Origin of the sequence: Streptococcus oralis subsp. dentisani, assembly GCF_002096615.1 — a bacterium.
GTDB lineage: Bacteria > Bacillota > Bacilli > Lactobacillales > Streptococcaceae > Streptococcus > Streptococcus oralis_U.
In genome coordinates this window covers 134,007-160,055 of the sequence record NZ_NCUX01000031.1, presented here as the reverse complement: position 1 = coordinate 160,055, position 26,049 = coordinate 134,007, and the positions used below count along the sequence as shown (strand labels likewise).

Genomic DNA, 26,049 nt, shown 5'->3' with positions numbered 1-26,049 from the left:
CACTCAATTTTTCTTTTAGTTTAACTATTATAGCGAATTAAAAGCGATTTTTCAATTTCTACTTCTTTTCACTTCCACCACCCTTATTTATAGGAAAATATGGTAAAATAGAACAGACTAAAAATCATCATTTCACGAAAGGATGCAAGATGAAAATTACGCAAGAAGAGGTAACACACGTTGCCAATCTTTCAAAATTAAGATTCTCTGAAGAAGAAACTGCTACCTTTGCGACAACCTTGTCTAAAATTGTTGACATGGTTGAGTTGCTGGGCGAAGTCGACACAACTGGTGTCGCACCTACTACAACCATGGCGGACCGCAAGACTGTACTCCGCCCTGATGTGGCCGAAGAAGGAACAGACCGTGACCGCTTGTTTAAAAACGTACCTGAAAAAGAAAACTACTATATCAAGGTGCCAGCTATCCTAGATGATGGAGGAGATGCCTAATGACTTTTAATAACAAAACGATTGAAGACTTGCACAACCTCCTTGTCTCTAAGGAAATTTCAGCAACTGAATTGACCCAAGCCACGCTTGAAGATATCAAGTCTCGCGAGACAGCTATCAACGCTTTTGTCACCATTGCTGAAGAGCAAGCTCTTGCTCAAGCCAAAGCTATTGATGAAGTTGGAATTGACGCTGATAATCTTCTTTCAGGAATTCCGCTGGCTGTTAAGGATAATATCTCTACAGACGGTATCCTCACAACTGCTGCCTCAAAAATGCTTTACAACTACGAGCCAATCTTTGATGCGACAGCCGTTGCCAATGCAAAATCTAAGGGCATGATCGTTGTTGGGAAAACCAATATGGACGAGTTTGCCATGGGTGGTTCTGGCGAAACATCATACTATGGACCAACCAAAAATGCTTGGGACCAAAACAAGGTTCCTGGTGGTTCATCAAGTGGTTCTGCCGCAGCTGTAGCTTCTGGGCAAGTTCGCTTGTCACTTGGTTCTGATACTGGTGGTTCCATCCGCCAACCAGCTGCCTTCAACGGGATCGTTGGTCTCAAACCAACCTACGGAACAGTTTCACGTTTCGGTCTCATTGCCTTTGGTAGCTCCCTAGACCAAATCGGACCTTTTGCTCCTACTGTTAAGGAGAATGCCCTCTTGCTCAATGCGATTGCTAGCGAAGATACTAAAGACTCTACTTCTGCTCCTGTCCGCATCGCCGACTTTACTTCAAAAATCGGCCAAGACATCAAGGGCATGAAAATTGCTTTGCCTAAGGAATACCTTGGTGAAGGAATTGCCCCAGAGGTTAAGGAAACTATCCTGAACGCCGCTAAACACTTTGAAAAACTAGGTGCTATCGTCGAAGAAGTCAGCCTTCCTCACTCTAAATACGGTGTTGCCGTTTACTATATTATCGCTTCATCTGAAGCTTCCTCAAACTTGCAACGCTTTGACGGTATCCGTTACGGCTACCGCGCAGAGGATGCGACTAATCTTGATGAAATCTATGTAAACAGCCGTAGCCAAGGTTTCGGTGAAGAAGTGAAACGCCGTATCATGCTTGGAACATTCAGTCTTTCGTCAGGTTACTACGATGCCTACTATAAGAAAGCTGGTCAGGTCCGTACCCTCATCATCCAAGATTTCGAAAACGTCTTTGCGGATTATGACTTGATTTTGGGACCAACTGCACCAAGTGTTGCCTATGACTTGGATTCACTCAACCACGATCCAGTTGCCATGTACTTGGCTGACCTCTTGACAATTCCAGTCAACTTAGCAGGTCTCCCAGGAATTTCGATTCCTGCTGGATTCTCTCAAGGTCTACCTGTCGGTCTCCAATTGATCGGTCCTAAGTACTCTGAGGAAACTATTTACCAAGCTGCTGCTGCTTTTGAAGCAACAACAGACTACCACAAACAACAACCCGTGATTTTTGGAGGTGACAACTAATGAACTTTGAAACAGTCATTGGACTTGAAGTCCACGTTGAGCTCAACACCAATTCAAAAATCTTCTCACCTACTTCTGCCCACTTTGGAAACGACCAAAATGCCAACACTAACGTGATTGACTGGTCTTTCCCTGGCGTATTACCTGTCCTCAATAAAGGAGTTGTCGATGCTGGTATCAAGGCAGCTCTTGCCCTCAACATGGACATCCACAAAAAGATGCACTTTGACCGCAAGAACTATTTCTACCCTGATAATCCAAAAGCCTACCAAATTTCTCAGTTTGATGAACCTATCGGCTACAATGGTTGGATTGAAGTGGAACTAGAAGACGGTACGACCAAGAAAATCGGTATCGAGCGTGCTCACCTAGAGGAAGACGCTGGTAAAAACACCCACGGTACAGATGGCTACTCCTATGTTGACCTCAACCGCCAAGGAGTGCCATTGATTGAGATTGTATCTGAAGCGGACATGCGTTCTCCTGAAGAAGCCTATGCTTATCTAACAGCCCTAAAGGAAGTCATCCAGTACGCTGGCATTTCAGACGTTAAGATGGAAGAAGGTTCTATGCGTGTGGATGCCAACATCTCCCTTCGTCCTTATGGACAAGAAAAATTCGGTACCAAGACTGAGCTGAAAAACCTCAACTCCTTCTCAAACGTTCGCAAGGGGCTTGAATACGAAGTCCAACGCCAAGCTGAAATCCTTCGCTCAGGTGGCCAAATCCGCCAAGAAACACGCCGTTACGATGAAGCTAACAAGGCAACCATCCTCATGCGTGTCAAAGAAGGTGCTGCAGACTACCGCTACTTCCCAGAACCAGACCTACCCCTCTTTGAAATCTCAGACGAGTGGATTGAGGAAATGCGCACTGAATTGCCAGAATTTCCAAAAGAACGCCGTGCGCGCTACGTATCCCAACTTGGCTTGTCTGACTACGATGCTAGCCAGTTGACTGCAAACAAAGTCACTTCTGACTTCTTTGAAAAAGCTGTTGCCCTCGGTGGTGATGCCAAACAAGTCTCTAACTGGCTCCAAGGGGAAGTTGCTCAGTTCTTGAACGCTGAAGGCAAGACACTAGAACAAATCGAATTAACACCAGAAAACTTAGTAGAAATGATTGCCATCATCGAAGATGGTACCATCTCCTCTAAGATTGCCAAGAAAGTCTTTGTCCATCTGGCTAAAAATGGCGGTGGCGCGCGTGAATACGTGGAAAAAGCTGGATTGGTGCAAATCTCTGATCCAGATGTTCTGATTCCAATCATCCACCAAGTCTTTGCGGATAACGAAGCAGCCGTTGCCGACTTCAAGTCCGGTAAACGCAACGCAGACAAGGCCTTCACAGGATTCCTCATGAAGGCAACCAAAGGCCAAGCCAATCCACAAGTTGCCCTTAAACTACTCGCCCAGGAATTGGCGAAGTTGAAAGAAAACTAGACAGAACAAAACCAGCCCTAAGGTTGGTTTTTTCTTCTCTACCAACTCCCAATAACTATTTTGGCTTTATTTCCAGAGTATTTTATGGTAAAATGAAGAGTAATAATATTTATTAAAGAGGTAAAAACATGATTGAAGCAAGTAAATTAAAAGCTGGTATGACCTTTGAAACAGCTGACGGTAAATTGATTCGCGTTTTGGAAGCTAGTCACCACAAACCAGGTAAAGGGAACACGATCATGCGTATGAAATTGCGTGATGTCCGTACTGGTTCTACATTTGACACAAGCTACCGTCCAGAGGAAAAATTTGAACAAGCCATCATCGAGACTGTCCCAGCTCAATACTTGTACAAAATGGATGACACAGCCTACTTCATGAATACAGAAACTTACGACCAATACGAAATCCCTGTAGTCAACGTTGAAAACGAGTTGCTTTACATCCTTGAAAACTCAGAAGTGAAGATCCAATTCTACGGAACTGAAGTAATCGGTGTTACCGTTCCTACTACTGTTGAATTGACAGTTGCAGAAACTCAACCATCTATCAAAGGTGCTACTGTTACAGGTTCTGGTAAACCAGCAACTATGGAAACTGGTCTTGTCGTAAACGTGCCAGACTTCATCGAAGCAGGACAAAAACTCGTTATCAACACTGCAGAAGGAACTTACGTTTCTCGTGCCTAATCTCTAGAAAGAGGTCATTCTATGGGAATTGAAGAACAACTTGGCGAAATCGTTATCGCCCCACGTGTACTTGAAAAAATTATTGCTATTGCTACAGCAAAAGTAGAGGGTGTTCACTCTTTTTCAAACAAATCAGTATCTGATACCCTTTCAAAACTTTCACTCGGTCGCGGTGTTTATCTTAAAAACGTGGACGAAGAACTCACAGCTGATATTTACCTCTACCTTGAGTACGGAGTAAAAGTTCCTAAGGTAGCTGTTGCTATCCAAAAAGCTGTCAAAGATGCAGTCCGCAATATGGCTGATGTAGAACTCGCTGCTATCAATATCCACGTTGCAGGTATCGTTCCAGATAAAACACCAAAACCAGACTTGAAAGACTTGTTTGATGAGGATTTCCTCAATGACTAGTCCACTATTAGAATCTAGACGTGAGCTCCGTAAATGCGCTTTTCAAGCTCTCATGAGCCTTGAGTTCGGTACAGATGTCGAAACTGCTTGTCGTTTCGCCTACACACACGATCGTGAAGATATGGATGTGCAACTTCCAGCCTTTTTGACAGAGCTAGTTTCTGGTGTTCAGGCTAAAAAGGAAGAACTAGACAAGCAAATCACACAGCATTTAAAAGTAGGTTGGACCATTGAACGTTTAACGCTCGTGGAGAGAAACCTCCTTCGCTTGGGAGTCTTTGAAATCACTTCATTTGACACCCCTCAGCTAGTTGCTGTTAATGAAGCTATCGAGCTTGCAAAGAACTTCTCAGATCAAAAGTCTGCCCGTTTTATCAATGGACTGCTCAGCCAGTTTGTAACAGAAGAACAGTAAATAGAAAAAGTGTTTGACAACTATCAAACACTTTTTTCTTTGCTACCCACTATCTAAAAAAGTGGTAATAGATATAATATTACAAGTTTAATATTCATTTTTTTAAAAATATAATAAAAAAGCGTTATAATTAACCTAAATATCTCTTATAGGGTATATTTGTTATAGATCCTTTTCTTCTAACCTTCGATAAAAGTTTTTATTCTCTTGGTGTCGAGCTTCCAGTACATTCTCTATACGATTCTTATACAGTTGATGATAGCTGTCTAAATTGTTCTCTATCTCAAAGATATAAGGTTGAATTTCTGCAAAACTACTGTCTCTACATGCATAGGAAAGCGCCTCTAGGAGATGATCCGTCTCCCTGCTAAACTTGTGGAAATCATCATCCAAATCCATCTCCAAACGCTCTAAGTCTCGTAATTTACGATTGTGCTCATCCTCTAATTTCTGAAGTTCCTTTTTATCCATGACCCGTTTTCTCCTAGCTTTTGATCGGACTCTGTAAAGTAGGTGTTTGCAAGGTCTGTGTCAAGTAAGTTTCGGCAGCATCAGCGGCATTGCCCTCAAATCCACCCTTAATATTGTTTACATAAGTCTTCGAAGCGTACTCTTGCATATCTGTGGCTGCTTCCTGCAACTTTTTAGCTAATTCTGCTCCTTTAGCAAGGATTGACAACTCTTTTGCAGTTACCAAGGCCCTGACTGCTTGTCGTTCTTGTTCCTTCATTCTTTCTTTGAAGCCTCTATCGAGTTGCTCTCTTGTAATTAAAGTATCCTCATCCGTTAGGACTACCATTTTTTCCCCTCCATGTTTGTTTTACATCCACCAATAGATTGTTAAAATCTTCAGCACTATCTGTATCTACGGTCTCAAAGGAGCCACTAGCTTTAACCAGACTTTCCCCTAGTTGCTCAATTTGTGTCAGGAAGGATGTTGCTGCAGTCTTCGTGTCACTCGCAACGCCTTCATCCCAAAAGCTTGTTGTATCAAAACCAGAAAGTAGATTTGTAACTTCTGAACTTGACAAATATCCAACCATGTCAAAGGCTGTCTGTCTTGTTTCTTTTATCATATTTTGAATATCTTCCTTAGCATCTGAAAGTAAGGTTTTCACAGATTTAACTTTGTCTTCCATGTCAAAATTTGCCAACTGGGCTGCTGTCTGAAGCAACTGAGCTCGAACCAAGATTCTTTGATTTCCTGAAAGATTGCCATTTCTCAGTTGTTCCTGATAACGAGGAATAGCTTCTCGATCCCACTTTATAGATTCCTGACGAGCTTCTTCGACGATTTTACTATATTCAGTTGTAAAATTCTCGTAAACTGAATAACCAATAGCTGCCTTTATTTTAAACTCACCTCTCATAATGGAATTTAAAACATTTGTGGCTACATTTTCATCAACTCCTAAAACCCTGAGAGAATCCAAAGATGTCGCAATCAGTCGAGCCAGCTTTTCACCTGCCCTGAGCAATTCTGGGTGAAAATCCTCAGACGCAGTCAATAAATTTCCCTTTCCATCCGATTGGAAAACACCAAAGTCATGGGAGCTTTCCGGATCAGTAATCTGAGTATAATGCAAGGGGACAAGGACATTGACTTTACCGACGGGTTTTTTAAGTGGTTCATCGGAGTCCCCAGGTAATTTAGTGATGGTATGCTCGCGGTTAAGCATACCCACGACATCAAAAGGATTGACATAGTACTCTATCTTTTCGCTAATCTTTTTGATTTTCTCATCACTGAGGCCCATTTTCTTTAAACTCTTTGTCGTGTCTGGACCGTCAAATAGAACGACTTTACCAATTTTCTCCAGTTCTTGATCACTGAGGCCAGCTATCCCTTGCGCAGAGACAATGGTTCCTAGGGAGTGACCTGTGATGTCCATCGTAGCTTGCGGAGCTTTTTCGCGCATCTCTGCGATTTTCGTTTTCATTCCTGCCGTCGCTAACTTGGCTTGCGGCGTATGGATATGGTTGAGAGCGAACTTAGCGTCGTTGTCAATCCAGTCGTTCAAATTTTCCAAACTGATGGCATCACTGCCGCGGATAGTCATATAAGTTTTCGTAGTATCATTAGTCAAGGTAGGCGTATCCGTTAAGTAGTAGGCGCTAAAACCAGCTCTCTCATCAGTTAAGAGTCCTTTTTGATAGCGTTTGATAGGATACTCTTCTTGGTGAACCCCTCCTCCAGGATCACCAACTTGGAGTTTTATCGTATCTTCCACAGTATGTAAATCAGGATCTGGCTGCAGGTAAACCTTACCATTTTGAGGAAGATGTTTGCCTCCGGGGGTGATTTCCAACTTCTTCGTATTCTTATTATAAAACTCCGCATCCTTAGAAAAATCAAATTCAAGAGATTGACCCGAGTCTAACTCTTCCCTATCGTATTTCTTTTGAGACTCATAAGGAAATTTAACCGGTCGACCTGTATAAGCAGCCTGAGCTAAATCTGCATAAAAATTATCAAAGGTTTTTAGATTACTGTTAGTCAAAAATCCTTCCCCCCACTCTTAAATAATTGGCTAAAGCCATTGAATTAGGAATAATTTTACCATTCTCAATATCAAAAGTTACATTCCAGGAAGAGGACTCAATATGATTAAAGCTACCATATACATTTACAATTTCTCCTCCTCCTTGAGGAGTCCCATTCCCAACTTTTTCCCATTTGGTTTCATCCCAAGCAATCTGAACAGATTCAATCTTTGAATTTTTAGACTTTACAAAATCTTCTATTTCTTTTTGATGCTCCTTCAGATATGCCAACTGCTTAGCTCGCGGACTAAGAAATACTCCTCCGAATAGATTTGTTTTCTGCGCCATCCATGCTCCTCCTCCAAATACTACAAGGGCTAAAACTAGCCAAACCAAAGTACGTTTTTTCATCTCTTTCCTCCTATATAGCGGAATCTAAGTATATTATATCATGAATGTAAAAAAAAAATACTTTTAGCAAGTATTCTAAGTTAGTAGAGAATGAGTAATATTAAATTTGAGTAAAAATTATCAAAGGTTTTAAGTTACTGTTAGTCATAATAATACCAAACCCCGTCCCTATAAATTCTTATAGGTTGCATTTCATAAATCCCAAATTCCCTTGGTGTACTATTCCTATCATTATTTAAGGAAAAACCAACCGTAAATTCTGTTTTATCATTATTATTTACCTTTCCTCTAAGTGTCAACATATAGCCTCCGCCTTGAGGAGTTCCATTTCCTACCTGACCAACCTTCATACTATCCCAATCAAACTGAACACTTTCAACTTTAGGACTTAACGACTTGACAAAATCAGCAATATCCTCTTCATGCTCCTTCAAATAAGCCAACTGCTTAGATCGCGGACTCAGAGTTATTCCTCCAAATAGATTTGTTTCCTGTGCCATCCATGCTCCTCCTCCAAGTACTACAAGAGCTAAAACAAGCCAAAGTAAAGTACGTTTTTTCATTTCTATTCTCCTAAACAAGTTATATATGAGTACTAGTAATCGTCGTTTTTAATTAGCTACTCGTATAAAAACCACCCACCGTCTCGTAAAATTCTTATAGGTTGCATTTCATAAATAACCAGTTCCTCAGGTACTTCATTTAAATTTCGTTTTAGAGGAATCCCTAGTGTGAATTCAGTATTCTTATTGTTATTGATTCTACCGTTCACTGTCATCATATAACCTCCACCTTGAGGAGTGCCGTTTCCTACCTGACCGACCTTTATACTATCCCAATTAAATTGAACACTTTCCACTTTAGGACTTAAAGCTTTCACAAAATCAGCCATATCTTCTTCATGCTCCTTTAGATATGCCAACTGCTTTGCTCGTGGGCTTAGAAATAGATTTGTTTTCTGCGCCATCCATGCTCCTCCTCCGAATACTACAAGGGCTAAAACTAGCCAAAGTAAGGTACGCTTTTTCATCTCTTTCCTCCTAATAAGAAACTTTCTATTTCTACTATTAATACACTACTGTTAACCCGTTGTCATCATTTTACCTTATTTATTCGTTTTTTTCATCTAAACACGGTTATCAAAAAAGCTAGAACAAATTATTCTAGCTTTTAAAATTTCTTAGTATTTTCTAAAGCGTTGGTAACGTTCTTCGAGGAGCTGTTCCAAGGCTAAGCCTTGCAAACGGTCAAGTTCTGCACGCAATTCATTTTTAACACGAGCTTGCAGTTCCTTACTGGCGAGTCCGGCTTCTGAGATTACCTTGTCTACGATTCCCATTTCTAGGAGTTCGTGTGAAGTGATCTTCATCAACTCTGCCGCCTCCATAGCACGGCTCCCATCCTTCCAAAGGATAGAGGCAAAGCCTTCTGGACTGAGCACGGCATAGATCGAATTTTCCAGCATCCAGACACGGTCAGCTACGGCTAGGGCTAGGGCACCACCAGATCCTCCTTCACCGATAATAATCGCGATGATTGGAACCTTGAGGTCGCTCATTTCCATCAGGTTTCGAGCGATTGCTTCACCTTGTCCACGTTCCTCAGCCCCAACACCAGGATAAGCTCCCGCAGTGTTGATAAAGGTCACAACTGGACGGCCAAACTTTTCCGCCTGTTTCATCAGGCGAAGAGCCTTACGATAGCCTTCTGGATGAGGTTGCCCAAAATTTCGTTTGAGGTTGTCATGAAGACTTTTTCCCTTTTGGATACCGACGACTGTGACTGCTTGGTCACCTAACCAGCCAATTCCACCAATGACCGCACCATCGTCTCGGAAAGAGCGGTCTCCATGCAATTCGATAAACTCGTCAAAGATTCCATTGGCAAAATCAAGGGCTGTCAAGCGACTCTGCTCGCGTGCCTCTCTGACTATTTTCGCAATATTCATCCGCGACTTCCTCCATGCAATCTTACTAATTTAGCAATTGTTTCAGGCAATTCTCTCCGTTTAACAATTGCATCAACAAATCCATGTTCAAGCAGAAATTCTGCCTTTTGGAAGTCATCCGGTAAGGTCTCTCGAACTGTATTTTCGATAACACGACGCCCAGCAAAACCAACCAAACTCTGGGGTTCCGCTAGGATAATATCACCTTCCATAGCAAAAGAAGCGGTCACTCCACCTGTTGTCGGATCGGTTAAAATAGTTAGGTAAAAAAGTCCTGCCTTGGAATGACGTTGAACTGCCGCAGAAATTTTAGCCATCTGCATCAAGCTCATGATTCCTTCTTGCATACGGGCTCCACCAGAAGCTGTGAAGAGAACGACTGGCAAGTTTTCTATCGTCGCATACTCAAACAAGCGCGTGATTTTTTCACCCACAACGGTTCCCATAGAAGCCATGATAAAGTTAGAATCCATGATCCCAAGGGCAACTTTTTGTCCCTTTATACTAGCTGTACCAGTTAGTACCGCTTCATCCAAACCTGTCTTTTCACGCATAGTAGCAAGTTTTTTCTGGTAGCCAGGAAAGTTTAATGGATCTTGAGTTTCAATGCCCGTAAACATCTCCACAAAGCTGTCAGAATCAATCGTCAAGTTCAAGCGTTCCTGAGCTGAAATACGGAAAGTATAGCTACAATGGGGACAAATTCGTTCGCTCCCAAGATCCTTTTGATAAATGGTGTGTTTACAACCAGGACACTGGGAAAAGAGTTCATCCGGAACCTCAGGCTTGGCTTGTGGTTTCTGCCTTACGGAACGGTTAGGATTGATCCGAATATACTTATCCTTTTTACTAAATAGAGCCATAACTCCCCCTTTTAGTTCTCATACTGTTTGAAAGTCTATTCTTTTTCTTGATATTTTGGCAAGAAAGTTTCCATCAAGAAGGAAGTATCGTAGTCACCAGCGATAACTCGGCGGTCTGAAATCAGATCCAACTGGAAGTCTGCATTGGTTTGCACTCCTTCAATATCAAGTTCATAAAGTGCCCGTTGCATCTTCATAAGAGCATCAAAACGATTCTCCCCATGAACGATGATTTTAGCAATCATACTATCATAGTAAGGAGGGATGGTATAACCTGGATAAACTGCTGAGTCCACGCGCAAGCCAACTCCACCACTTGGTAGATAGAGATTGGTAATTTTACCTGGGCTTGGAGCAAAGTTAAATGCTGGATTTTCCGCATTGATCCGGCACTCGATAGCATGACCTCGTAGGACGATATCTTCTTGTTTGAAAGGTAAAGGTTGACCGGCAGCAATGCGAATCTGCTCTTTTACGATATCAACACCTGAAACAAACTCTGTGACTGGGTGTTCAACTTGCACACGAGTATTCATTTCCATGAAGTAGAAATTACCACTCGCTTCATCGAGAAGAAATTCAATCGTACCTGCATTTTCATAGCCAACAGACTCTGCAGCTCGAACAGCCGCAGCACCAATTTCATGACGGAGGGTTTTGCCAATTGCAATGGATGGGCTTTCTTCTAAGACCTTTTGGTTATTCCGTTGAAGTGAACAATCCCGTTCACCAAGATGGACAACATGACCCTCCTGGTCCGCAAGGATCTGAACCTCAATATGGCGAGCTGGATAAATCACACGCTCAAGATACATTGCGCCATTTCCAAAATTGGCCTTGGCTTCACTGGATGCTGTTTCAAAGGCTGCGACCAAGTCTTCTGCCTTTTCAACCTTACGAATCCCTTTTCCACCACCACCTGCGGATGCCTTAAGCATGACTGGATAGCCAATTTTTTCTGCAACTGCAAGCGCCTCTTCAGCCGTGTGAACTTCACCATCAGATCCTGGGATAACTGGAACCCCAGCCTTGATCATTTGCTCACGCGCATTGATCTTATCTCCCATGGTGTCCATCACAGCACCAGAAGGACCGATGAACTTAATTCCCACTTCATCACACATCGTGGCAAACTTGGAGTTTTCGCTAAGAAAACCAAAACCTGGGTGGATGGCTTCTGCTTCTGTCAATACTGCAGCAGATAAAATCGCATTGATATTGAGATAAGATTCTGTCGCCTTACCAGGTCCGATACAGATAGCTTCATCTGCTAGGAGTGTGTGAAGAGCTTCCTTATCGGCAGTTGAATAGACTGCTACAGTCGCAATGCCCAATTCACGCGCAGCTCGAATAATGCGAACCGCAATCTCACCACGGTTGGCAATCAAAATTTTACGAAACATGGAGAACCTCCTTAGTTTCCAATTACAAAGGTAAGAGTACCACTCGCTGCAAGCTTGCCATCCACTTCAGCCTTTGCTTCAACCACAGCAATCGTACCACGACGTTTAACAAAAGTAGCCGTCATGACTAATTGGTCACCTGGTACAACTTGCTTCTTGAACTTAACCTTATCCATGCCAGCATAGAAGACCAGCTTTCCTTTGTTTTCAGGCTTAGACAATTCCAAGACACCAGCAGTCTGAGCTAAGGCTTCCATGATAAGAACACCTGGCATGACTGGGTATTGTGGAAAATGACCATTGAAGAAAGGCTCGTTGATGGTCACATTTTTAATGGCAACAATGGTATCTTCGCTCACTTCCAAGACACGATCCACTAGGAGCATGGGGTAGCGATGGGGTAGAGCTTCTTTGATTCCTTGAATATCGATCATTTGATACGTACCAATCCTTTACCGAACTCAACCATTTCTTCATTTGAAACGAGAATTTCTGTCACCACACCATCCTTAGGTGCAGGAATCTCATTCATGACCTTCATGGCTTCGATGATCACCAAAGTCTGGCCTTTTTTAACACTGTCTCCAACTGTGACGAAGGCAGGTTTATCTGGTCCAGCAGCCAAGTAAGCCACCCCTACAAGTGGGCTCTCAACGACATCCCCCTCCGGAGCAACCGTCGTTTCAGCTGGTACTGGAACTTCTTCCACTGCACTCTCTACTGGAGTTGAAGGGGTAGAAACTACTGGACTTGCAGCTACTGCAGCTGGCACTGGAGCAACTTGAGCTGGTGCTTCAGAAGCCATTCTTGCTTCATTCTTACTAAACTGCAATTCGTCCGTTCCGTTTTTATAAGAAAATTCTCTCAAACTTGATTGGTCAAATTGAGCCATCAAGTCCTTGATCTCATTTAAATTCATAATTATTTATTCTCCCAACGTTTGAAAGCAAGAACCGCATTGTGTCCACCAAAACCAAAAGTATTTGAAATAGCATAAGGGATTTCTTGCTCCAAGCCTTGTCCATAAACGACATTCGCTTCGATATAGTCTGACAACTCGCTTGTTCCAGCTGTTTTTGGCACGAAGTTATGGCGCATTGCTTCAATTGTAGCGATGGCTTCTACTGCCCCTGCAGCCCCAAGCAAGTGTCCTGTAAAGGACTTGGTTGAAGATACAGGTACTTCTTTACCAAGAACAGCTACGATCGCACCACTTTCTCCTTTTTCATTAGCAGGAGTTGAAGTTCCGTGGGCGTTGACGTAAGCTACTTGCTCTGGAGAAATTTCTGCTTCTTCCAAAGCCAGTTTAATCGCCTTAATCGCGCCTTGACCTTCTGGATGAGGTGAAGTCATATGGTAGGCATCACAGGTATTTCCATAACCGACTACTTCAGCCAAGATAGTTGCACCACGTTTTTCAGCATGTTCAAGGCTTTCAAGCACCAACATACCAGAACCTTCTCCCATCACAAAACCATTACGGTCTTTGTCAAATGGAATAGAAGCACGAGTTGGATCTTCTGTAGTTGATAGGGCAGTCAAAGCTTGGAAACCAGCAATGGCAAATGGAGTGATAGAAGCTTCTGATCCACCAACTAACATGATATCTTGGAAACCAAACTTGATAGAGCGGAAAGCATCTCCAATGGCATCGTTTGATGAGGCGCAGGCAGTATTGATTGATTTACAGATACCGTTTGCTCCGAAACGCATCGCAACATTTCCTGAAGCCATATTTGGCAAGGCTTTTGGAAGTGTCATTGGTTTAACGCGTTTTGGACCTTTTTCATGAAGACGGATAACCTGATCTTCGATTTCTTTAATTCCCCCAATACCAGAAGCCACGATGACACCAAAACGGTCTTTATCGATTGCTTCTACATCAAGATTAGCATTTGTCACCGCTTCTTGAGCTGCATACAAGGCATACAAAGAATAGTTGTCAAAACGGTTGGTATCTTTTTTGACAAAGTATTTATCAAATGGGAAATCTTGAACTTCTGCCGCATTGTGCACAGCAAATTCGCTGTGGTCAAATTTAGTGATTTCTCCAATTCCAATCTTCCCAGTTTGCAAACTGTTCCAAAATTCTTCTGGAGTATTTCCGATAGGAGAGGTCAATCCGTAACCTGTTACTACAACTCGATTTAGTTTCATCTGTCTTACCTATATCTTTCCTTATTTTTTACATGCTAAGTCCGCCATCAACAGCGAGAACTTGTCCAGTCAAATAATCCTGTCCAGCCAGGAACACTGTAGCATATGCGATATGTTCTGCTTGACCGAAATGTTTCATTGGGATTTGGGCCAATGTTGCTTCCTTGACCTTATCAGACAAAACAGCAGTCATATCAGACTCGATCATCCCTGGTGCAAGAGCATTTACGCGCACATTGCGATTGGCAACTTCACGTGCTACTGACTTGGTAAAACCAATCAAACCTGCTTTAGAAGCTGCATAGTTGGCTTGTCCGATATTTCCCATCAAACCGACCACACTAGACATGTTGATAATCGCACCTTCACGTGCCTTGATCATCTGTTTCAAGACTGCTTGCGTCATGTTGAAGGCACCTGTCAAATTGATCTTAATCACTTTTTCAAAGTCTTCTTCGGTCATCTTGAGCATAAGCGTATCTTGAGTGATCCCAGCATTGTTGACTAAGACATCGACAGAACCGAGTTCTGCAATCGCTTGATCTATCATACGCTTGGCATCTGCAAAGTCTGAAACATCACCTGATATCGGTACTACTTTGACACCGTAGTTTGAAAACTCAGCCAGCAATTCTTCTGAGATTGCTCCGCGACTATTCAAAACTACATTAGCGCCTAGTTGGGCAAATTTGTGAGCAATGGCAAGTCCGATACCACGACTTGAACCTGTTACAAAGACATTTTTGTTTGTAAGTTGCATTCTATTTCTCCTATTTCCTGTTGTATTTTGTGGGAGAAGGGATCATTAGTTTCCTAACAAAGCATCCAAGCTTGCTTGATCTTCAACGTTGGATAGCTTAGCTGTTTTATCGATTTTTTTGACAAAACCTGATAGGACCTTACCAGGACCAATTTCAATAAAGTTGGTTACCCCAGCATCCTGCATCACAGCAATACTTTCATAAAAACGAACAGGTTCTTTCACCTGACGCGTCAAAAGCTCTTGGATTCGATCTTTTTCCATAACAGCAGCTTCCGTATTGCCGATTAGTGGGCAAGTAAAATCAGAGAAACTCACTCCCTCAAGAGCCCCAGCTAGCTGTTGGCTAGCCGGCTCTAGAAGGGCTGTGTGGAAAGGGCCCGACACATTTAGGGGGATCAATCGTTTGGCTCCTGCTTCCTGCAAGAGTTCAACTGCGCGGTCAACCGCAGCCACCTCACCACCGATAACGATTTGGCTTGGGGTGTTGTAGTTAGCTGGAGTCACTACTCCAACTTTAGAGGCTGTTTCACAAGCTTCCTCAATCACTTCAACTGGAGTATTAAGAACGGCAACCATCTTTCCAGAGCCTGCAGGTGCAGTCTCTTCCATATAAGCACCACGCTTAGCAACCAAGGCAACTGCATCCTCAAAGTCCAAGGCACCACTTGCTACAAGAGCAGAATATTCCCCAAGAGACAATCCTGCTACCATATCTGGCTGGTAACCCTTTTCTTTCAATAGTCGGTAAATAGCAACCGAAGTCGCTAAAATAGCTGGTTGCGTATAGCGTGTCTGGTTTAACTTGGTTTCTTCCTTATCAATCAAGTCACGAAGGTCATAACCCAAAACCTGACTGGCTTGGTCAATTGTTTCCTTGACGATAGAGCAGCGATCATAGAGATCACGCCCCATCCCTAGATACTGGGCACCTTGACCTGCAAATAGAAAGGCTGTTTTAGTCATTTCTTACAACTCCTGCCCAACGAGAGGCTTCTTCTTGAATTTTTTTGGCTGCGCCATAATATAGATCTTTTAGGATTTCTTCGACAGTTTCCTCTTTAGAAACCAAACCAGCGATCTGACCTGCCATGACAGATCCACCTTCTACATCTCCATGAACAACGGCTTTAGCAAGAGCACCAGCTCCCATTTGTTCAAAGATTTCTAAATCTGGATTTTCTTGTTTAAAGGCATCTTTTTCAGCCTGCTCAAAGTCACGTGTCAACTGGTTTTTAATGGCACGAACAGCATGTCCAAAGTGTTGAGCTGAAATAGTCGTATCAATATCACGCGCTTTTAAGATTTTTTCCTTGTATTTTGGATGGGCGTTAGATTCCTTAGCTACTACGAAACGTGTACCAACTTGAACGGCCTCAGCACCAAGCATAAAGCCTGCAGCGACACCTTCACCGTCCGCAATTCCTCCAGCTGCGATAACCGGGATTGAAACAGCTGCAGCAACTTGGCGAACCAGGGTCATAGTTGTTAATTTACCAATGTGTCCACCGGCTTCCATTCCCTCTGCAATAACTGCATCTGCACCGATTTTTTCCATGCGTTTTGCCAAAGCAACACTTGGAACAACAGGAATAACTGTAATTCCTGCATCATGGAAACGAGTCATGTATTTACTTGGGTTTCCTGCACCAGTTGTAACCACCTTGACCCCTTCTTCAATCACGAGATCAACGATGTCTTCTACAAAAGGGGACAAGAGCATGATGTTGACACCAAAAGGTTTGTCCGTAAGTGATTTGATTTTATCGATATTAGCCTTTACGACCTCTTTAGGTGCATTCCCACCACCGATGATCCCTAGACCACCAGCTTTTGATACTGCACCAGCCAAGTCACCATCCGCAACCCAGGCCATTCCTCCTTGAAAAATAGGATAATCAATGTTCAATAATTCTGTAATACGTGTTTTCATAGTGCCTCCATCATTCCTTGCTTACGTAATAGTTCGATGAGTTTATCATTTGAGTTTCAAACTATTACCTAAACAAGAGGGAGTGGGTTTCCCCTACTCCTTCTAGTAATATGTTAATTATTTTGTTTGCTCTTCAACGTAGGCAACCAAGTCACCAACTGTTTTCAAGTTATCTTCTGCTTCGATTTGGATATCGAAAGCATCTTCGATTTCAGAGATTACTTGGAACAAGTCCAATGAATCTGCATCCAAATCATCAAAAGTAGATTCAAGTGTTACTTCTGATGCGTCTTTCCCAAGTTCTTCAACGATAATTTCTTGTACTTTTTCAAATACTGCCATGATAGGACTCCTTTAAAATATAAAAAATTTATAACTATGTGTTTACCACATGATTACCTAGATTGTAAGAATGAGTGTGCCCCATGTCAAACCTCCACCGAAGCCTGATAGGAGAATCGTCTGGCTACCATCTAAACGAATCTTGCCATTCTCCACACACTCTGAGAGCAAAATCGGGATACTTGCTGCACTGGTATTTCCATACTCCATCATATTGGCAGGAAGCTTATCTCGGTCTACACCGATCTTCTTAGCCATCTTATCCAAAATGCGGATATTTGCCTGATGAAGCAAGAGATAATCCAATTCCGATGCTGCGATTGGACCATTTTCAATGGTTTCTTTGATCGATCTAGCAACATCTCGATTTGCAAAATCAAAAACTGCTCGTCCATCCATCTTCAAAAAAGCAGGAACTGCTTCTTGATCTGAGAAGGGCGAAGCCAGAGCCGTTTGGCCATAGGTCAAACACTCGCTCCGAGAGCCATCCGTATAGAGACTTTCCACAAGGAAGTGCCGTGTATCACTCGCTTCTAAGAGAACCCCACCTGCACCATCTCCAAAGAGAACAGCTGTCGAACGATCAGACCAATCAACCGCCTTAGACAAGGTCTCAGCCCCGATAACAATCCCTTTTTTGAACTGTCCAGAACTTAAAAACTTTTCTGCAGTTGAGAGAGCGAATACAAAGCCACTACATGCTGCAGTCAAATCAAAGGCGAAAGCTCTATGCGCTCCGATATTTGCCTGAACCCGAGCTGCCGTAGAAGGCATCATCGAGTCTGGAGTGATCGTCGCTACAATGATAAAATCAATCTGATCTGCTGTTAAGCTCCCTTTAGCCAGCAAACTCTTAGCAACTTCTGTCGCCAAGTCACTTGTAGACTCTGTTTTTGAGATATGTCTCTGTTTAATTCCTGTCCGACTTGAAATCCACTCATCGCTTGTATCCATAATTTGAGCCAAGTCTTGATTAGTGACCACTTGCTCTGGAACATAATGAGCAACCTGGCTTATTTTTGCAAAAGCCATTATTTCAAATCCTCCAAAAATTGATATAGGTTAGTCAAGCCCCTGCCCATCACTTCTATTTCTTCAGAACTCATACCATCGATAATCTTCTCGACCATGGCCTTGTGGAAACGTTTATGAAGGCGGTGAACCAAACGACCTTTCTTTGTCAAATGCAGATAGACCACACGACGATCCTGATCAGAACGAATGCGCTCAACATAACCTTTTCTTTCGAGATTATTCAAGCTGGTCGTAACAGTTCCAAGAGTGACCATCAGTTCTTTAGAAACCTTACTTGGTGTCGCCTTCGGGAACTTTCCAATCACATCAATCGTGTGCATTTCTTTGATGGAGATGTCTTTGAAACGACTACCTCGTAAGCTAACCTCCTCAATCACAAGGACATTATTAAAAATAGATGTTAAATACTCATTCACTTGTTGGTAGTCCAAAGTATTCCCTCCTTCTCAAAAAAACTTTTGCATTCAAAACATTTGACACAAAAAGTATATCAAACTTCAAAGAATTGTGCAAGTATTTTTTTATTTTCCTGAAAATTTTGGTCGTCTTCTTTCAGAATGTGCTCGGACTCCTTCTTTAAAATCTTCAGTTAAAGATAAAGATTCTTGCAACTTTAATTCCAATTCAGCATAATTCTGCCAATCCTTAAATTGGCTTTCCCAAACCAACTTTTTAATGGCTGCGTATGAGTTTGCTGAGCCTCGTCTTAATTTCTTCAGAACTTGTTCTCTTGTCTTTTCTAGCTTATCTGCCTCGCAAACACGGTATACCACACCCCATTCCAGTGCTTTTTCCGCGGTCAAGGCTTCTCCTGTCATGGCAAGTTGCGCAGCTCGTGTTACCCCGATACTACGACTCAAGAGATGAATCCCACCAGCGTCCGGCGCCAATCCAACTCCAACAAAGGCTTGGATGAATTTTGCCTTATCAGTCGCCAAACAAAAATCGACTGCTACTGCCATATTGGCTGCAGCACCAGCAACTGCTCCATCTACCTCCATCAAAACAGGTTTAGGGATCTGCTTAATTTTATAGGAGATTGTATTGACTAATTCTGCAATCTTATTCAAAGAAGGGATATCATCTTCATCCACTGCACGCTTCATCTCAACCAAATCTCCCCCAACTGAAAAGACCTTCCCATTAGCGTTAATCAAGATAAACTGAACAGTTTGATCCTGCTCTGCTAGAGTCAAAGCTTCTAAAATTTCCTCACACATTGGGATATGGAAACCATTTGCCACTTCGGGACGATTCAAAGTGATGATAGCAAGATCATCTAGGATATGATATAGGATATGATTCATAGCTTCTCCTTTTGTAAGGTGATAAAATTATTTCATTGCCAAAGTATACCTTTTTTTAGATAAAGAGGCAAGAAAAAACTAAAGGAAAGTGTCTCAGCTGATAAAAAACGCTCACTTTATCCTAAAGACTATAGTATTTTCTTCATTGAAAAAAGCCCCTCTTTCTGCTATAATCGTATAAAATACTTACTTGAGGAGTCCCTATGAAGGTTGTAAAATTTGGCGGAAGCTCGCTTGCCTCTGCTAGTCAGTTAGAAAAAGTTTTAAACATCGTTAAAAGCGATAAAGAGCGCCGTTTTGTGGTCGTTTCTGCACCGGGTAAACGCAATTCTGAAGATACTAAGGTTACCGACGCTTTGATCAAATACTATCGTGATTATGTAGCGGGAAATGATATCAGCAAGAGCCAAAACTGGATCATCGATCGCTATGCGGCTATGGTGAGCGAACTAGGCTTAAAACCATCAGTTCTAGAAAAAATTTCTAAAAGCATCCGTGCCTTAGCGACTCTTCCTATTGAAGAAAATGACTTTCTCTATGACACCTTCCTAGCGGCTGGAGAAAACAACAACGCCAAATTGATTGCAGCTTACTTTAACCAAAACGGCATCGATGCGCGCTATGTTCATCCAAGAGAAGCGGGAATTATCGTAACAAGCGAACCTGGAAATGCTCGCATCATTCCATCTAGCTATGACAAGATTGAGGGCTTGGCTGACAGCAACGAAGTCCTTGTTATTCCTGGTTTCTTTGGGGTCACTAAGGAAAATCAAATCTGTACCTTCTCCCGTGGTGGATCCGACATAACTGGTTCCATCATCGCTGCCGGTGTCAAAGCCGACCTCTACGAAAACTTTACAGATGTCGATGGTATCTTTGCTGCCCATCCAGGTATCATTCACCAGCCTCATTCTATCCCTGAATTGACCTACCGTGAAATGCGGGAATTGGCTTATGCAGGTTTCTCAGTTCTTCACGATGAAGCTCTGCTCCCTGCCTACCGAGGAAAAATCCCTCTCGTTATCAAGAATACCAACAACCCTGACCATCCGGGTACTCGTATCGTTCTGAAACACAGTAGTGATAAATTCCCAGTAGTAGGGATTGCGGGTGACTCAGGATTTGTCAGCATCAACATGTCGAAATACCTCATGAACCGTGAAGTTGGTTTTGGTCGCAAGGTTCTGCAAATCCTTGAAGATCTTAACATCGGTTGGGAGCACATGCCAACTGGTATCGATGATCTTTCAATCATTCTCCGTTCTCGCGAATTGACTCCTATCAAGGAAGAAGAAATTCTGCGTCAGCTCGTTCAAAAGGCTGAAGTGGACCATGCTGAAATCGAACATGATCTTTCAATTATTATGATTGTCGGGGAAAAGATGAAGAGTCATATCGGGGTAACTGCTACTGCCACACGTGCTTTGTCTGAGAATAAAATCAACATCCAGATGATGTCCCAAGGGTCAAGTGAAGTTTCCATCATGTTTGTTGTCAATAAAGAGCAAGAGAAGGCCGCTATTAAGGCGCTCTATCATGCCTTTTTCGGTGAAAGTAAGGAAGACTAATCATGGCTCAATCACTCAATAAAGTCATTGACCTCCAAACCACTGGGACATCTTACCTCTCTATCTCTGGAAAAGTTGGAAAATTTCTAGTCGGGGACCAAGCCTTGGAGTTTTATCCTGATGTCAATGTCGAACAATATATCCAGATTCCCTGGTCAAGCATTCAGCAAATCGGAGCCAACGTAAGTGGCCGCAAAATCAGCCGTCACTTTGAAGTCTTCACCGATCAAGGTAAATTCCTCTTTGCCTCAAAAGACTCTGGAGCTATCCTCAAAATCGCTCGGGAAAAATTAGGAAACGACAAGGTCGTGAAACTTCCGACTCTGCTCCAGACCATTGGACAAAAATTTAAAAATCTATTTGCAAAAAAGTAGAAACTTTAGTATAATCATAGCAACGGATAAGTAGGTTATCCTCTTCTTTCAGAAAGTCTGCGGGTGCTGCGAGCAGATAGGAGGGATAGGTGAAATTCTACCGTTATCAACAATTAAATACAGAATCAAGTGCACACCTGTGAAGTTGGATGGAACCGTGGCCCTGCCACTCCAACGCTTTGTTAGGTGTGCTTTTTTCATAAAGGAGTTCTTATGTTAGATATCAAACGTATTCGTACAGACTTTGATGCTGTCGCTGAAAAACTAGCTACACGTGGTGTAGATGCTGCTATCCTTAACGAGATGAAAGAAATCGACGCTAAACGTCGTGACATCTTGGTCAAGGTCGAAAACCTCAAGGCAGAACGTAACACAGTTTCTGCAGAGATTGCTCAAGCCAAGCGCAATAAGGAAAATGCTGATGACAAGATTGCTGCTATGCAAGCTCTCTCTGCTGAAGTAAAATCTCTCGATGCTGAATTGGCAGAAATCGATGCTAAATTGACAGAATTTACCACTACTCTTCCAAACATCCCAGCTGACAGCGTTCCTGTTGGAGCTGATGAGGATGACAACGTTGAAGTTCGCCGTTGGGGAACTCCGCGCGAGTTTGACTTTGAACCAAAAGCTCACTGGGATCTGGGTGAAGACCTCGGTATCCTTGACTGGGAACGTGGTGGAAAAGTGACGGGCGCTCGTTTCCTTTTCTATAAAGGTCTCGGTGCTCGTTTGGAACGTGCCATCTATAACTTTATGTTGGATGAGCATGGCAAGGAAGGCTATACGGAAGTCATCACACCTTACATGGTTAACCACGACTCTATGTTTGGTACTGGTCAATATCCAAAATTCAAGGAAGACACTTTTGAATTGAAAGACACTAATTATGTCCTCATTCCTACAGCTGAAGTTCCTCTAACAAACTACTACCGTGATGAAATCCTTGACGGTAAAGACCTACCGATCTACTTTACCGCTATGAGTCCATCTTTCCGTTCTGAGGCTGGTTCAGCTGGTCGTGATACACGTGGCTTGATTCGTTTGCACCAATTCCACAAGGTTGAAATGGTCAAATTTGCCAAACCAGAAGAATCTTACGAAGAATTGGAAAAAATGACTGCCAACGCTGAAAACATCCTTCAAAAACTCAACCTTCCATACCGTGTCGTTGCCCTCTCTACTGGGGACATGGGCTTCTCAGCTGCCAAAACTTATGATTTAGAAGTTTGGATTCCAGCCCAAAATACCTACCGTGAAATCTCAAGCTGTTCAAATACAGAAGATTTCCAAGCACGTCGTGCTCAAATCCGTTACCGTGATGAAGCCGATGGCAAGGTTAAACTCCTTCACACCTTGAACGGTTCTGGACTTGCAGTTGGACGTACAGTAGCCGCTATTCTTGAAAACTACCAAAATGCAGATGGTTCTGTAACTATTCCAGAAGCACTTCGTCCATATATGGGTGGAGCTGAACTTATCAAACCATAAAAATAAGGTTTAGCTATTTCTAGCTAGACCTTTTTCGTAACCAAATTAGATAACCACTCAAGACAAAGAGTAAAATAGTGAGGCATATAACAGTTTCAGCAAATACCAGATAGTCCAGAAAAGGAAGTTTCAAAATTCCCTGAGCCATTTTAAGCGAGGTAGCTGTGATGATGGTTGGGAAGGTTAAGGCTGAGAATGCTGGTTGAAAACCTTGTTTTAAAATATTGGGCAAGCGAGTCAAAACGAAGATGAAAAACGACTGAGAGACAAGCAGCAGCAGTAACAAGGCCCAGGTCGAAAGAGTAACTCCACCGATACGCACCAGAGCTGCTAAGAGCAAAGAAAAAGGAGCGCAGTAGATTCCTTCTTGCCCTAGTAGGGCTGGAGTCAATGGCTGTTTCTTTAGATCACTGTAAATCAACGGATAGAGAAAAAAAGTAGCGAGAAAGCCGAAAGTCACCGTTAGGTAGGCAATCTGAATCAGGCCAACGACTGGATAGGTCAAGGCTGCCACTGCTATGCCCACATAAAGTACTGTCCAGCTTGGTGTTGCACTAGCTCTTTCCTCCACTCCAAGAAAGCGACGAGAAAAATAAGCGATCAAAGCAAAATCCAAAATAAAAGAAAACCACCACAAAGGCTGGGATAGGATAGGCATAGACGGAACTAGTCGCAAGACATAGGTCGATAAAATCATCCCCGCCATAGGAAAGGTAGCTATACCAGATAAAAGAGGGGGCTTGGTCAATTCTTTCTTGGTTTCTTCCCAATTAAAAAGATGAAGAATCAGAAAGAAAATCCATAAGACCAATCCAGTCAAACTAAATAGGTGCGAAAGAACAGGCCAAGTATCCGCAATCAAGTTTCCTGCACCTGCCAAACCTAACAAACAACCAGAAAATACCAAGGGGAGTTTTTTCATGGCAACCTCCGTTAATCATATTATTATCAGTATAGCATAAAAGCCTTTAAAATAGCATAGAAAAATGAAGACTGGGTAGATCAGCCTTCATTTTTTATTTATGATTCGAACTAGGCATAGGGTTGCAACTCTGGGTTGATTGGCGTATCAGCTAAGTTGTTTGCATAGTTGCAAAGGCTGGCTAGGCTGACACCGAGAACTACGTCCAAGGCATTTTGTTGCGTATAGCCGGCTTCTAAGAATTCAGCCAAAGCTTCATCTCCTACACGACCCTTGGTATTGATGACCGCCAAGGTAAACTTAGCTAGAGTATCTAGTTTTGGATCTGTCTCAATTGGAGTGCGGTTGCGAAGGGCTTGGAGAAGATCATCATTCATCTGGATTTGTTTGATTGAAAAGGCAGTATGACCAGCCACGCAGAAAGCACAACCATTGGTTACGGCAGCTGTGATTTGCACTACTTCACGCTCTACTGGTGTCAGGCTGTTGCGACGGTTGATGGCTCCGACAGTTCGGTAGGCTTCAAGAGCGGTTGGGGCATTGGCCAAGAGACCGATTAGGTTGGGAATATAGCCATTGTTATCTTTTTGTACTGTTTCAAGAACTTCTTTTACTTCTGCTGGTGCTGATTCTACTGTGTGGATGGTAAATGTTGTCATAAGAAACCTCTTTTCATTTTATTGTCATTTAGTCTATCATAGAATTTCCCCCTTGGATAATATATATTTTCAATCGCCTTGATAAGAAATATCTATGAAATGAAAAAATCACACGAAAAGTGTGATTGGGTTAGTTTTTAAAATACTTTTTGGTTTCTGCAATAACGACTGGCGACAAGACCAAAAGGGCAATTAAGTTTGGCAAAGCCATTAAAGCATTGACGATATCTGCGATAATCCAAACCATATCCAACTCGATAAATCCTCCCAACAAGACCATGACTACAAAGACTACACGGTAAAGCCAGATAAAACGAACACCAAAGAGAAACTCAAAACAGCGTTCTCCGTAGTAGTTCCATCCGAGAATCGTCGTAAAGGCAAAGAGCACAAGGAAAATGGTCAAGAGGGCAGGACCAAAGTGTGAAAAAACTGTTGAAAAGGCTGACTGGGTCAAGGCAACACCATTTAAATCTCCGCTCCAAACACCAGTTACTAAGATTGTTAGACCTGTCAGAGTACAGATAATCAAAGTATCAATAAAGGTTCCTGTCATGGAAATCAAGCCTTGCTCTACAGGCTCATTAGTCTTAGCTGCAGCCGCTGCAATGGGAGCTGAACCAAGACCAGATTCGTTAGAGAAGACTCCTCGCGCCACACCATTTTGGATAGCCATCCGAATGCTGGCACCTGCAAAACCACCTACGGCAGCAGCTGGACTAAAGGCTGAAGTAAAGATGAGGACAAGTGTGGCTGGGATTTTCTCGATATTAAAGAGAATAACTGTAAGAGTCCCTAAAATATAGACAATAGCCATAAAAGGAACGACTGCTGTCGAAACCTTTGAAATGGATTTGAGTCCACCAAAGACTGCAATTCCTACAAAAATAGACAAAACGAGAGCTGTGATAGCTGGATCAACTTGGGCTGTATTTTGAATGGATTCTGTAATCGAATTGACCTGGGTAAAGGTACCAATCCCTAGAAGAGCTACCAATACACCAGCCAGGGCAAAGAAAATAGCAAGTGGACGCCACTTTTCTCCCATTCCCAAAAGGATGTAGTGCATGGGGCCTCCAGCTACAGCTCCATTTGCATCCTTGCTACGGTATTTGATGGCCAGCAAGCCTTCAGCGTACTTGGTTGCCATCCCAAAAAAGGCCGCCATCCACATCCAAAAGAGGGCGCCTGGCCCACCAACCTTGATGGCTGTCGCGACCCCGATGATATTTCCCGTACCAACGGTGGCGGCTAGAGCTGTACAGAGAGCAGCAAAGCTCGACACATCGCCATGCCCCTTATCCTTGGTAAAGATCAGCTGAAAGGCCTTAGGGAGACGAGCCACCTGCAAAAGTCCTAGTCGGATGGTCAAATAGATACCCGTTCCGACCAATAAGATCAAGAGGGGAGGCCCCCAAACGAAAGCATCAAGCGCTTTTAGCAATTCTAACATTTCCTTCTCCTATCTTTTCAACCCCAAAAGAAAGAGCACATGCAAGATACATGTACTCTGGAATGCT

31 protein-coding genes are annotated in these 26,049 nt (G+C 42.8%); 9 read left to right on the top strand and 22 right to left on the bottom strand.

Annotated features, from left to right (window positions below; all coding sequences use genetic code 11):
• Positions 1-149: 149 nt before the first annotated feature.
• The 6 genes from gatC to nusB all read left to right on the top strand — a co-directional run bounded on the left by gatC (position 150) and on the right by nusB (position 4,875).
• Positions 150-452: an Asp-tRNA(Asn)/Glu-tRNA(Gln) amidotransferase subunit GatC gene (gatC, locus tag B7708_RS05020; protein WP_084974205.1), complete on the top strand. Its 303-nt coding sequence runs from the start codon at positions 150-152 to the stop codon at positions 450-452.
• Positions 452-1,918, top strand: a complete 1,467-nt coding sequence (gene gatA / locus B7708_RS05015) for an Asp-tRNA(Asn)/Glu-tRNA(Gln) amidotransferase subunit GatA (RefSeq protein WP_084974203.1) — start codon at positions 452-454, stop codon at positions 1,916-1,918. The genes gatC and gatA overlap by 1 nt, the downstream gene beginning before the upstream one ends.
• Complete coding sequence (gene gatB / locus B7708_RS05010) at positions 1,918-3,360, top strand: Asp-tRNA(Asn)/Glu-tRNA(Gln) amidotransferase subunit GatB (protein WP_084974202.1); 1,443 nt, start codon at positions 1,918-1,920, stop codon at positions 3,358-3,360. Before gatA ends, gatB begins: the two co-directional genes overlap by 1 nt.
• A 128-nt stretch (positions 3,361-3,488) precedes the next feature.
• A complete protein-coding gene (efp, locus tag B7708_RS05005; protein WP_000568642.1) occupies positions 3,489-4,049 on the top strand; it encodes an elongation factor P in 561 nt (186 codons plus the stop codon).
• Between the two features lie 21 nt (positions 4,050-4,070).
• Positions 4,071-4,460 carry an Asp23/Gls24 family envelope stress response protein gene (locus B7708_RS05000; protein ID WP_000510583.1) on the top strand — a complete coding sequence of 130 codons (390 nt, stop codon included), beginning with the start codon at positions 4,071-4,073 and terminating at the stop codon, positions 4,458-4,460.
• The gene (gene nusB, locus B7708_RS04995; protein ID WP_084974200.1) at positions 4,453-4,875 is read left to right on the top strand and encodes a transcription antitermination factor NusB; all 423 of its coding nucleotides are present in this window, start codon (positions 4,453-4,455) and stop codon (positions 4,873-4,875) included. Before B7708_RS05000 ends, nusB begins: the two co-directional genes overlap by 8 nt.
• 162 nt (positions 4,876-5,037) lie before the next feature.
• Here nusB and B7708_RS04990 read toward each other — a convergent pair whose 3' ends face one another.
• From B7708_RS04990 to B7708_RS04900, 19 genes are all read right to left on the bottom strand, one after another.
• Entirely contained in the window at positions 5,038-5,346 is a 309-nt protein-coding gene (locus tag B7708_RS04990) for a hypothetical protein (RefSeq protein ID WP_084974198.1), read from the bottom strand.
• Between the two features lie 13 nt (positions 5,347-5,359).
• On the bottom strand, positions 5,360-5,674 hold the full coding sequence (locus B7708_RS04985; protein WP_084974196.1) for a hypothetical protein: 315 nt from the start codon (positions 5,672-5,674) through the stop codon (positions 5,360-5,362).
• The gene (locus B7708_RS04980; protein ID WP_084974194.1) at positions 5,655-7,376 is read right to left on the bottom strand and encodes a cutinase family protein; all 1,722 of its coding nucleotides are present in this window, start codon (positions 7,374-7,376) and stop codon (positions 5,655-5,657) included. The genes B7708_RS04985 and B7708_RS04980 overlap by 20 nt, the downstream gene beginning before the upstream one ends.
• Positions 7,369-7,770, bottom strand: a complete 402-nt coding sequence (locus B7708_RS04975) for a hypothetical protein (RefSeq protein ID WP_084974192.1) — start codon at positions 7,768-7,770, stop codon at positions 7,369-7,371. Before B7708_RS04975 ends, B7708_RS04980 begins: the two co-directional genes overlap by 8 nt.
• Before the next feature lie 140 nt (positions 7,771-7,910).
• On the bottom strand, positions 7,911-8,333 hold the full coding sequence (locus B7708_RS04970; RefSeq protein ID WP_084974190.1) for a hypothetical protein: 423 nt from the start codon (positions 8,331-8,333) through the stop codon (positions 7,911-7,913).
• Positions 8,334-8,389: 56 nt separating this feature from the next.
• A complete protein-coding gene (locus B7708_RS04965) occupies positions 8,390-8,800 on the bottom strand; it encodes a hypothetical protein (protein ID WP_084974188.1) in 411 nt (136 codons plus the stop codon).
• Between the two features lie 150 nt (positions 8,801-8,950).
• Positions 8,951-9,718 (bottom strand): acetyl-CoA carboxylase carboxyl transferase subunit alpha, encoded by a 768-nt coding sequence (locus B7708_RS04960; RefSeq protein WP_084974186.1) that lies wholly within the window; start codon positions 9,716-9,718, stop codon positions 8,951-8,953.
• A complete protein-coding gene (gene accD / locus B7708_RS04955) occupies positions 9,715-10,581 on the bottom strand; it encodes an acetyl-CoA carboxylase, carboxyltransferase subunit beta (protein ID WP_084974184.1) in 867 nt (288 codons plus the stop codon). The genes B7708_RS04960 and accD overlap by 4 nt, the downstream gene beginning before the upstream one ends.
• A 35-nt stretch (positions 10,582-10,616) precedes the next feature.
• On the bottom strand, positions 10,617-11,984 hold the full coding sequence (accC, locus tag B7708_RS04950) for an acetyl-CoA carboxylase biotin carboxylase subunit (protein ID WP_000488663.1): 1,368 nt from the start codon (positions 11,982-11,984) through the stop codon (positions 10,617-10,619).
• 11 nt (positions 11,985-11,995) lie between these two features.
• Positions 11,996-12,418, bottom strand: coding sequence for a 3-hydroxyacyl-ACP dehydratase FabZ (gene fabZ / locus B7708_RS04945; RefSeq protein WP_084974182.1), 423 nt, complete (start codon positions 12,416-12,418; stop codon positions 11,996-11,998).
• The gene (gene accB / locus B7708_RS04940; RefSeq protein ID WP_084974180.1) at positions 12,415-12,903 is read right to left on the bottom strand and encodes an acetyl-CoA carboxylase biotin carboxyl carrier protein; all 489 of its coding nucleotides are present in this window, start codon (positions 12,901-12,903) and stop codon (positions 12,415-12,417) included. Before accB ends, fabZ begins: the two co-directional genes overlap by 4 nt.
• A 2-nt stretch (positions 12,904-12,905) precedes the next feature.
• The gene (fabF, locus tag B7708_RS04935) at positions 12,906-14,141 is read right to left on the bottom strand and encodes a beta-ketoacyl-ACP synthase II (protein WP_084974178.1); all 1,236 of its coding nucleotides are present in this window, start codon (positions 14,139-14,141) and stop codon (positions 12,906-12,908) included.
• A gap of 28 nt (positions 14,142-14,169) precedes the next feature.
• Positions 14,170-14,901 (bottom strand): 3-oxoacyl-[acyl-carrier-protein] reductase, encoded by a 732-nt coding sequence (fabG, locus tag B7708_RS04930; RefSeq protein ID WP_084974175.1) that lies wholly within the window; start codon positions 14,899-14,901, stop codon positions 14,170-14,172.
• Between the two features lie 45 nt (positions 14,902-14,946).
• The gene (gene fabD, locus B7708_RS04925; protein WP_084974173.1) at positions 14,947-15,867 is read right to left on the bottom strand and encodes an ACP S-malonyltransferase; all 921 of its coding nucleotides are present in this window, start codon (positions 15,865-15,867) and stop codon (positions 14,947-14,949) included.
• Positions 15,860-16,834, bottom strand: a complete 975-nt coding sequence (gene fabK, locus B7708_RS04920) for an enoyl-[acyl-carrier-protein] reductase FabK (protein ID WP_000857452.1) — start codon at positions 16,832-16,834, stop codon at positions 15,860-15,862. Before fabK ends, fabD begins: the two co-directional genes overlap by 8 nt.
• A gap of 117 nt (positions 16,835-16,951) precedes the next feature.
• On the bottom strand, positions 16,952-17,176 hold the full coding sequence (locus tag B7708_RS04915; RefSeq protein WP_000257840.1) for an acyl carrier protein: 225 nt from the start codon (positions 17,174-17,176) through the stop codon (positions 16,952-16,954).
• Positions 17,177-17,233: 57 nt separating this feature from the next.
• Entirely contained in the window at positions 17,234-18,208 is a 975-nt protein-coding gene (locus B7708_RS04910; protein ID WP_084974171.1) for a beta-ketoacyl-ACP synthase III, read from the bottom strand.
• Positions 18,208-18,642: a fatty acid biosynthesis transcriptional regulator FabT gene (gene fabT, locus B7708_RS04905; RefSeq protein WP_084974169.1), complete on the bottom strand. Its 435-nt coding sequence runs from the start codon at positions 18,640-18,642 to the stop codon at positions 18,208-18,210. Before fabT ends, B7708_RS04910 begins: the two co-directional genes overlap by 1 nt.
• 90 nt (positions 18,643-18,732) lie before the next feature.
• Positions 18,733-19,518 (bottom strand): enoyl-CoA hydratase, encoded by a 786-nt coding sequence (locus tag B7708_RS04900; RefSeq protein WP_001015581.1) that lies wholly within the window; start codon positions 19,516-19,518, stop codon positions 18,733-18,735.
• A gap of 203 nt (positions 19,519-19,721) precedes the next feature.
• On the opposite strand from B7708_RS04900, the gene B7708_RS04895 reads away from it, so the two are divergent.
• From B7708_RS04895 to serS, 3 genes are all read left to right on the top strand, one after another.
• Positions 19,722-21,086: an aspartate kinase gene (locus B7708_RS04895; RefSeq protein ID WP_000869650.1), complete on the top strand. Its 1,365-nt coding sequence runs from the start codon at positions 19,722-19,724 to the stop codon at positions 21,084-21,086.
• A 2-nt stretch (positions 21,087-21,088) separates the two neighbouring features.
• Positions 21,089-21,460, top strand: coding sequence for a DUF956 family protein (locus B7708_RS04890; RefSeq protein ID WP_000079370.1), 372 nt, complete (start codon positions 21,089-21,091; stop codon positions 21,458-21,460).
• Positions 21,461-21,673: 213 nt separating this feature from the next.
• On the top strand, positions 21,674-22,948 hold the full coding sequence (serS, locus tag B7708_RS04885) for a serine--tRNA ligase (RefSeq protein ID WP_084974167.1): 1,275 nt from the start codon (positions 21,674-21,676) through the stop codon (positions 22,946-22,948).
• 19 nt (positions 22,949-22,967) lie between these two features.
• On the opposite strand, the gene B7708_RS04880 is transcribed toward serS, so the two are convergent.
• The 3 genes from B7708_RS04880 to B7708_RS04870 form a co-directional block, all read right to left on the bottom strand.
• Positions 22,968-23,870: a TDT family transporter gene (locus B7708_RS04880; RefSeq protein ID WP_084974165.1), complete on the bottom strand. Its 903-nt coding sequence runs from the start codon at positions 23,868-23,870 to the stop codon at positions 22,968-22,970.
• Between the two features lie 110 nt (positions 23,871-23,980).
• Positions 23,981-24,529, bottom strand: a complete 549-nt coding sequence (locus B7708_RS04875) for a carboxymuconolactone decarboxylase family protein (RefSeq protein WP_061417538.1) — start codon at positions 24,527-24,529, stop codon at positions 23,981-23,983.
• A 130-nt stretch (positions 24,530-24,659) separates the two neighbouring features.
• A complete protein-coding gene (locus tag B7708_RS04870) occupies positions 24,660-25,982 on the bottom strand; it encodes an alanine/glycine:cation symporter family protein (protein ID WP_084974163.1) in 1,323 nt (440 codons plus the stop codon).
• Positions 25,983-26,049 lie beyond the last annotated feature (67 nt).

Excerpts from the sequence above, each read along its gene's own strand:
- B7708_RS04975 (WP_084974192.1), bottom strand. The coding sequence starts at position 7,770 with ATGAAAAAACGTACTTTGGTTTGGCTAGTTTTAGCCCTTGTAGTATTT.
- fabF (WP_084974178.1), bottom strand. The coding sequence starts at position 14,141 with ATGAAACTAAATCGAGTTGTAGTAACAGGTTACGGATTGACCTCTCCT.
- fabD (WP_084974173.1), bottom strand. The coding sequence starts at position 15,867 with ATGACTAAAACAGCCTTTCTATTTGCAGGTCAAGGTGCCCAGTATCTA.
- B7708_RS04890 (WP_000079370.1), top strand. The coding sequence starts at position 21,089 with ATGGCTCAATCACTCAATAAAGTCATTGACCTCCAAACCACTGGGACA.
- accC (WP_000488663.1), bottom strand. The coding sequence starts at position 11,984 with ATGTTTCGTAAAATTTTGATTGCCAACCGTGGTGAGATTGCGGTTCGC.
- nusB (WP_084974200.1), top strand. The coding sequence starts at position 4,453 with ATGACTAGTCCACTATTAGAATCTAGACGTGAGCTCCGTAAATGCGCT.
- serS (WP_084974167.1), top strand. The coding sequence starts at position 21,674 with ATGTTAGATATCAAACGTATTCGTACAGACTTTGATGCTGTCGCTGAA.
- gatC (WP_084974205.1), top strand. The coding sequence starts at position 150 with ATGAAAATTACGCAAGAAGAGGTAACACACGTTGCCAATCTTTCAAAA.
- B7708_RS04970 (WP_084974190.1), bottom strand. The coding sequence starts at position 8,333 with ATGAAAAAACGTACTTTACTTTGGCTTGTTTTAGCTCTTGTAGTACTT.
- B7708_RS04880 (WP_084974165.1), bottom strand. The coding sequence starts at position 23,870 with ATGAAAAAACTCCCCTTGGTATTTTCTGGTTGTTTGTTAGGTTTGGCA.
- B7708_RS04910 (WP_084974171.1), bottom strand. The coding sequence starts at position 18,208 with ATGGCTTTTGCAAAAATAAGCCAGGTTGCTCATTATGTTCCAGAGCAA.
- B7708_RS04985 (WP_084974196.1), bottom strand. The coding sequence starts at position 5,674 with ATGGTAGTCCTAACGGATGAGGATACTTTAATTACAAGAGAGCAACTC.
- B7708_RS04895 (WP_000869650.1), top strand. The coding sequence starts at position 19,722 with ATGAAGGTTGTAAAATTTGGCGGAAGCTCGCTTGCCTCTGCTAGTCAG.
- B7708_RS04960 (WP_084974186.1), bottom strand. The coding sequence starts at position 9,718 with ATGAATATTGCGAAAATAGTCAGAGAGGCACGCGAGCAGAGTCGCTTG.
- efp (WP_000568642.1), top strand. The coding sequence starts at position 3,489 with ATGATTGAAGCAAGTAAATTAAAAGCTGGTATGACCTTTGAAACAGCT.
- gatA (WP_084974203.1), top strand. The coding sequence starts at position 452 with ATGACTTTTAATAACAAAACGATTGAAGACTTGCACAACCTCCTTGTC.
- B7708_RS05000 (WP_000510583.1), top strand. The coding sequence starts at position 4,071 with ATGGGAATTGAAGAACAACTTGGCGAAATCGTTATCGCCCCACGTGTA.
- B7708_RS04900 (WP_001015581.1), bottom strand. The coding sequence starts at position 19,518 with ATGAATCATATCCTATATCATATCCTAGATGATCTTGCTATCATCACT.
- fabZ (WP_084974182.1), bottom strand. The coding sequence starts at position 12,418 with ATGATCGATATTCAAGGAATCAAAGAAGCTCTACCCCATCGCTACCCC.
- B7708_RS04875 (WP_061417538.1), bottom strand. The coding sequence starts at position 24,529 with ATGACAACATTTACCATCCACACAGTAGAATCAGCACCAGCAGAAGTA.
- accB (WP_084974180.1), bottom strand. The coding sequence starts at position 12,903 with ATGAATTTAAATGAGATCAAGGACTTGATGGCTCAATTTGACCAATCA.
- B7708_RS04870 (WP_084974163.1), bottom strand. The coding sequence starts at position 25,982 with ATGTTAGAATTGCTAAAAGCGCTTGATGCTTTCGTTTGGGGGCCTCCC.
- fabK (WP_000857452.1), bottom strand. The coding sequence starts at position 16,834 with ATGAAAACACGTATTACAGAATTATTGAACATTGATTATCCTATTTTT.
- B7708_RS04990 (WP_084974198.1), bottom strand. The coding sequence starts at position 5,346 with ATGGATAAAAAGGAACTTCAGAAATTAGAGGATGAGCACAATCGTAAA.
- accD (WP_084974184.1), bottom strand. The coding sequence starts at position 10,581 with ATGGCTCTATTTAGTAAAAAGGATAAGTATATTCGGATCAATCCTAAC.
- fabG (WP_084974175.1), bottom strand. The coding sequence starts at position 14,901 with ATGCAACTTACAAACAAAAATGTCTTTGTAACAGGTTCAAGTCGTGGT.
- B7708_RS04915 (WP_000257840.1), bottom strand. The coding sequence starts at position 17,176 with ATGGCAGTATTTGAAAAAGTACAAGAAATTATCGTTGAAGAACTTGGG.
- gatB (WP_084974202.1), top strand. The coding sequence starts at position 1,918 with ATGAACTTTGAAACAGTCATTGGACTTGAAGTCCACGTTGAGCTCAAC.
- B7708_RS04965 (WP_084974188.1), bottom strand. The coding sequence starts at position 8,800 with ATGAAAAAGCGTACCTTACTTTGGCTAGTTTTAGCCCTTGTAGTATTC.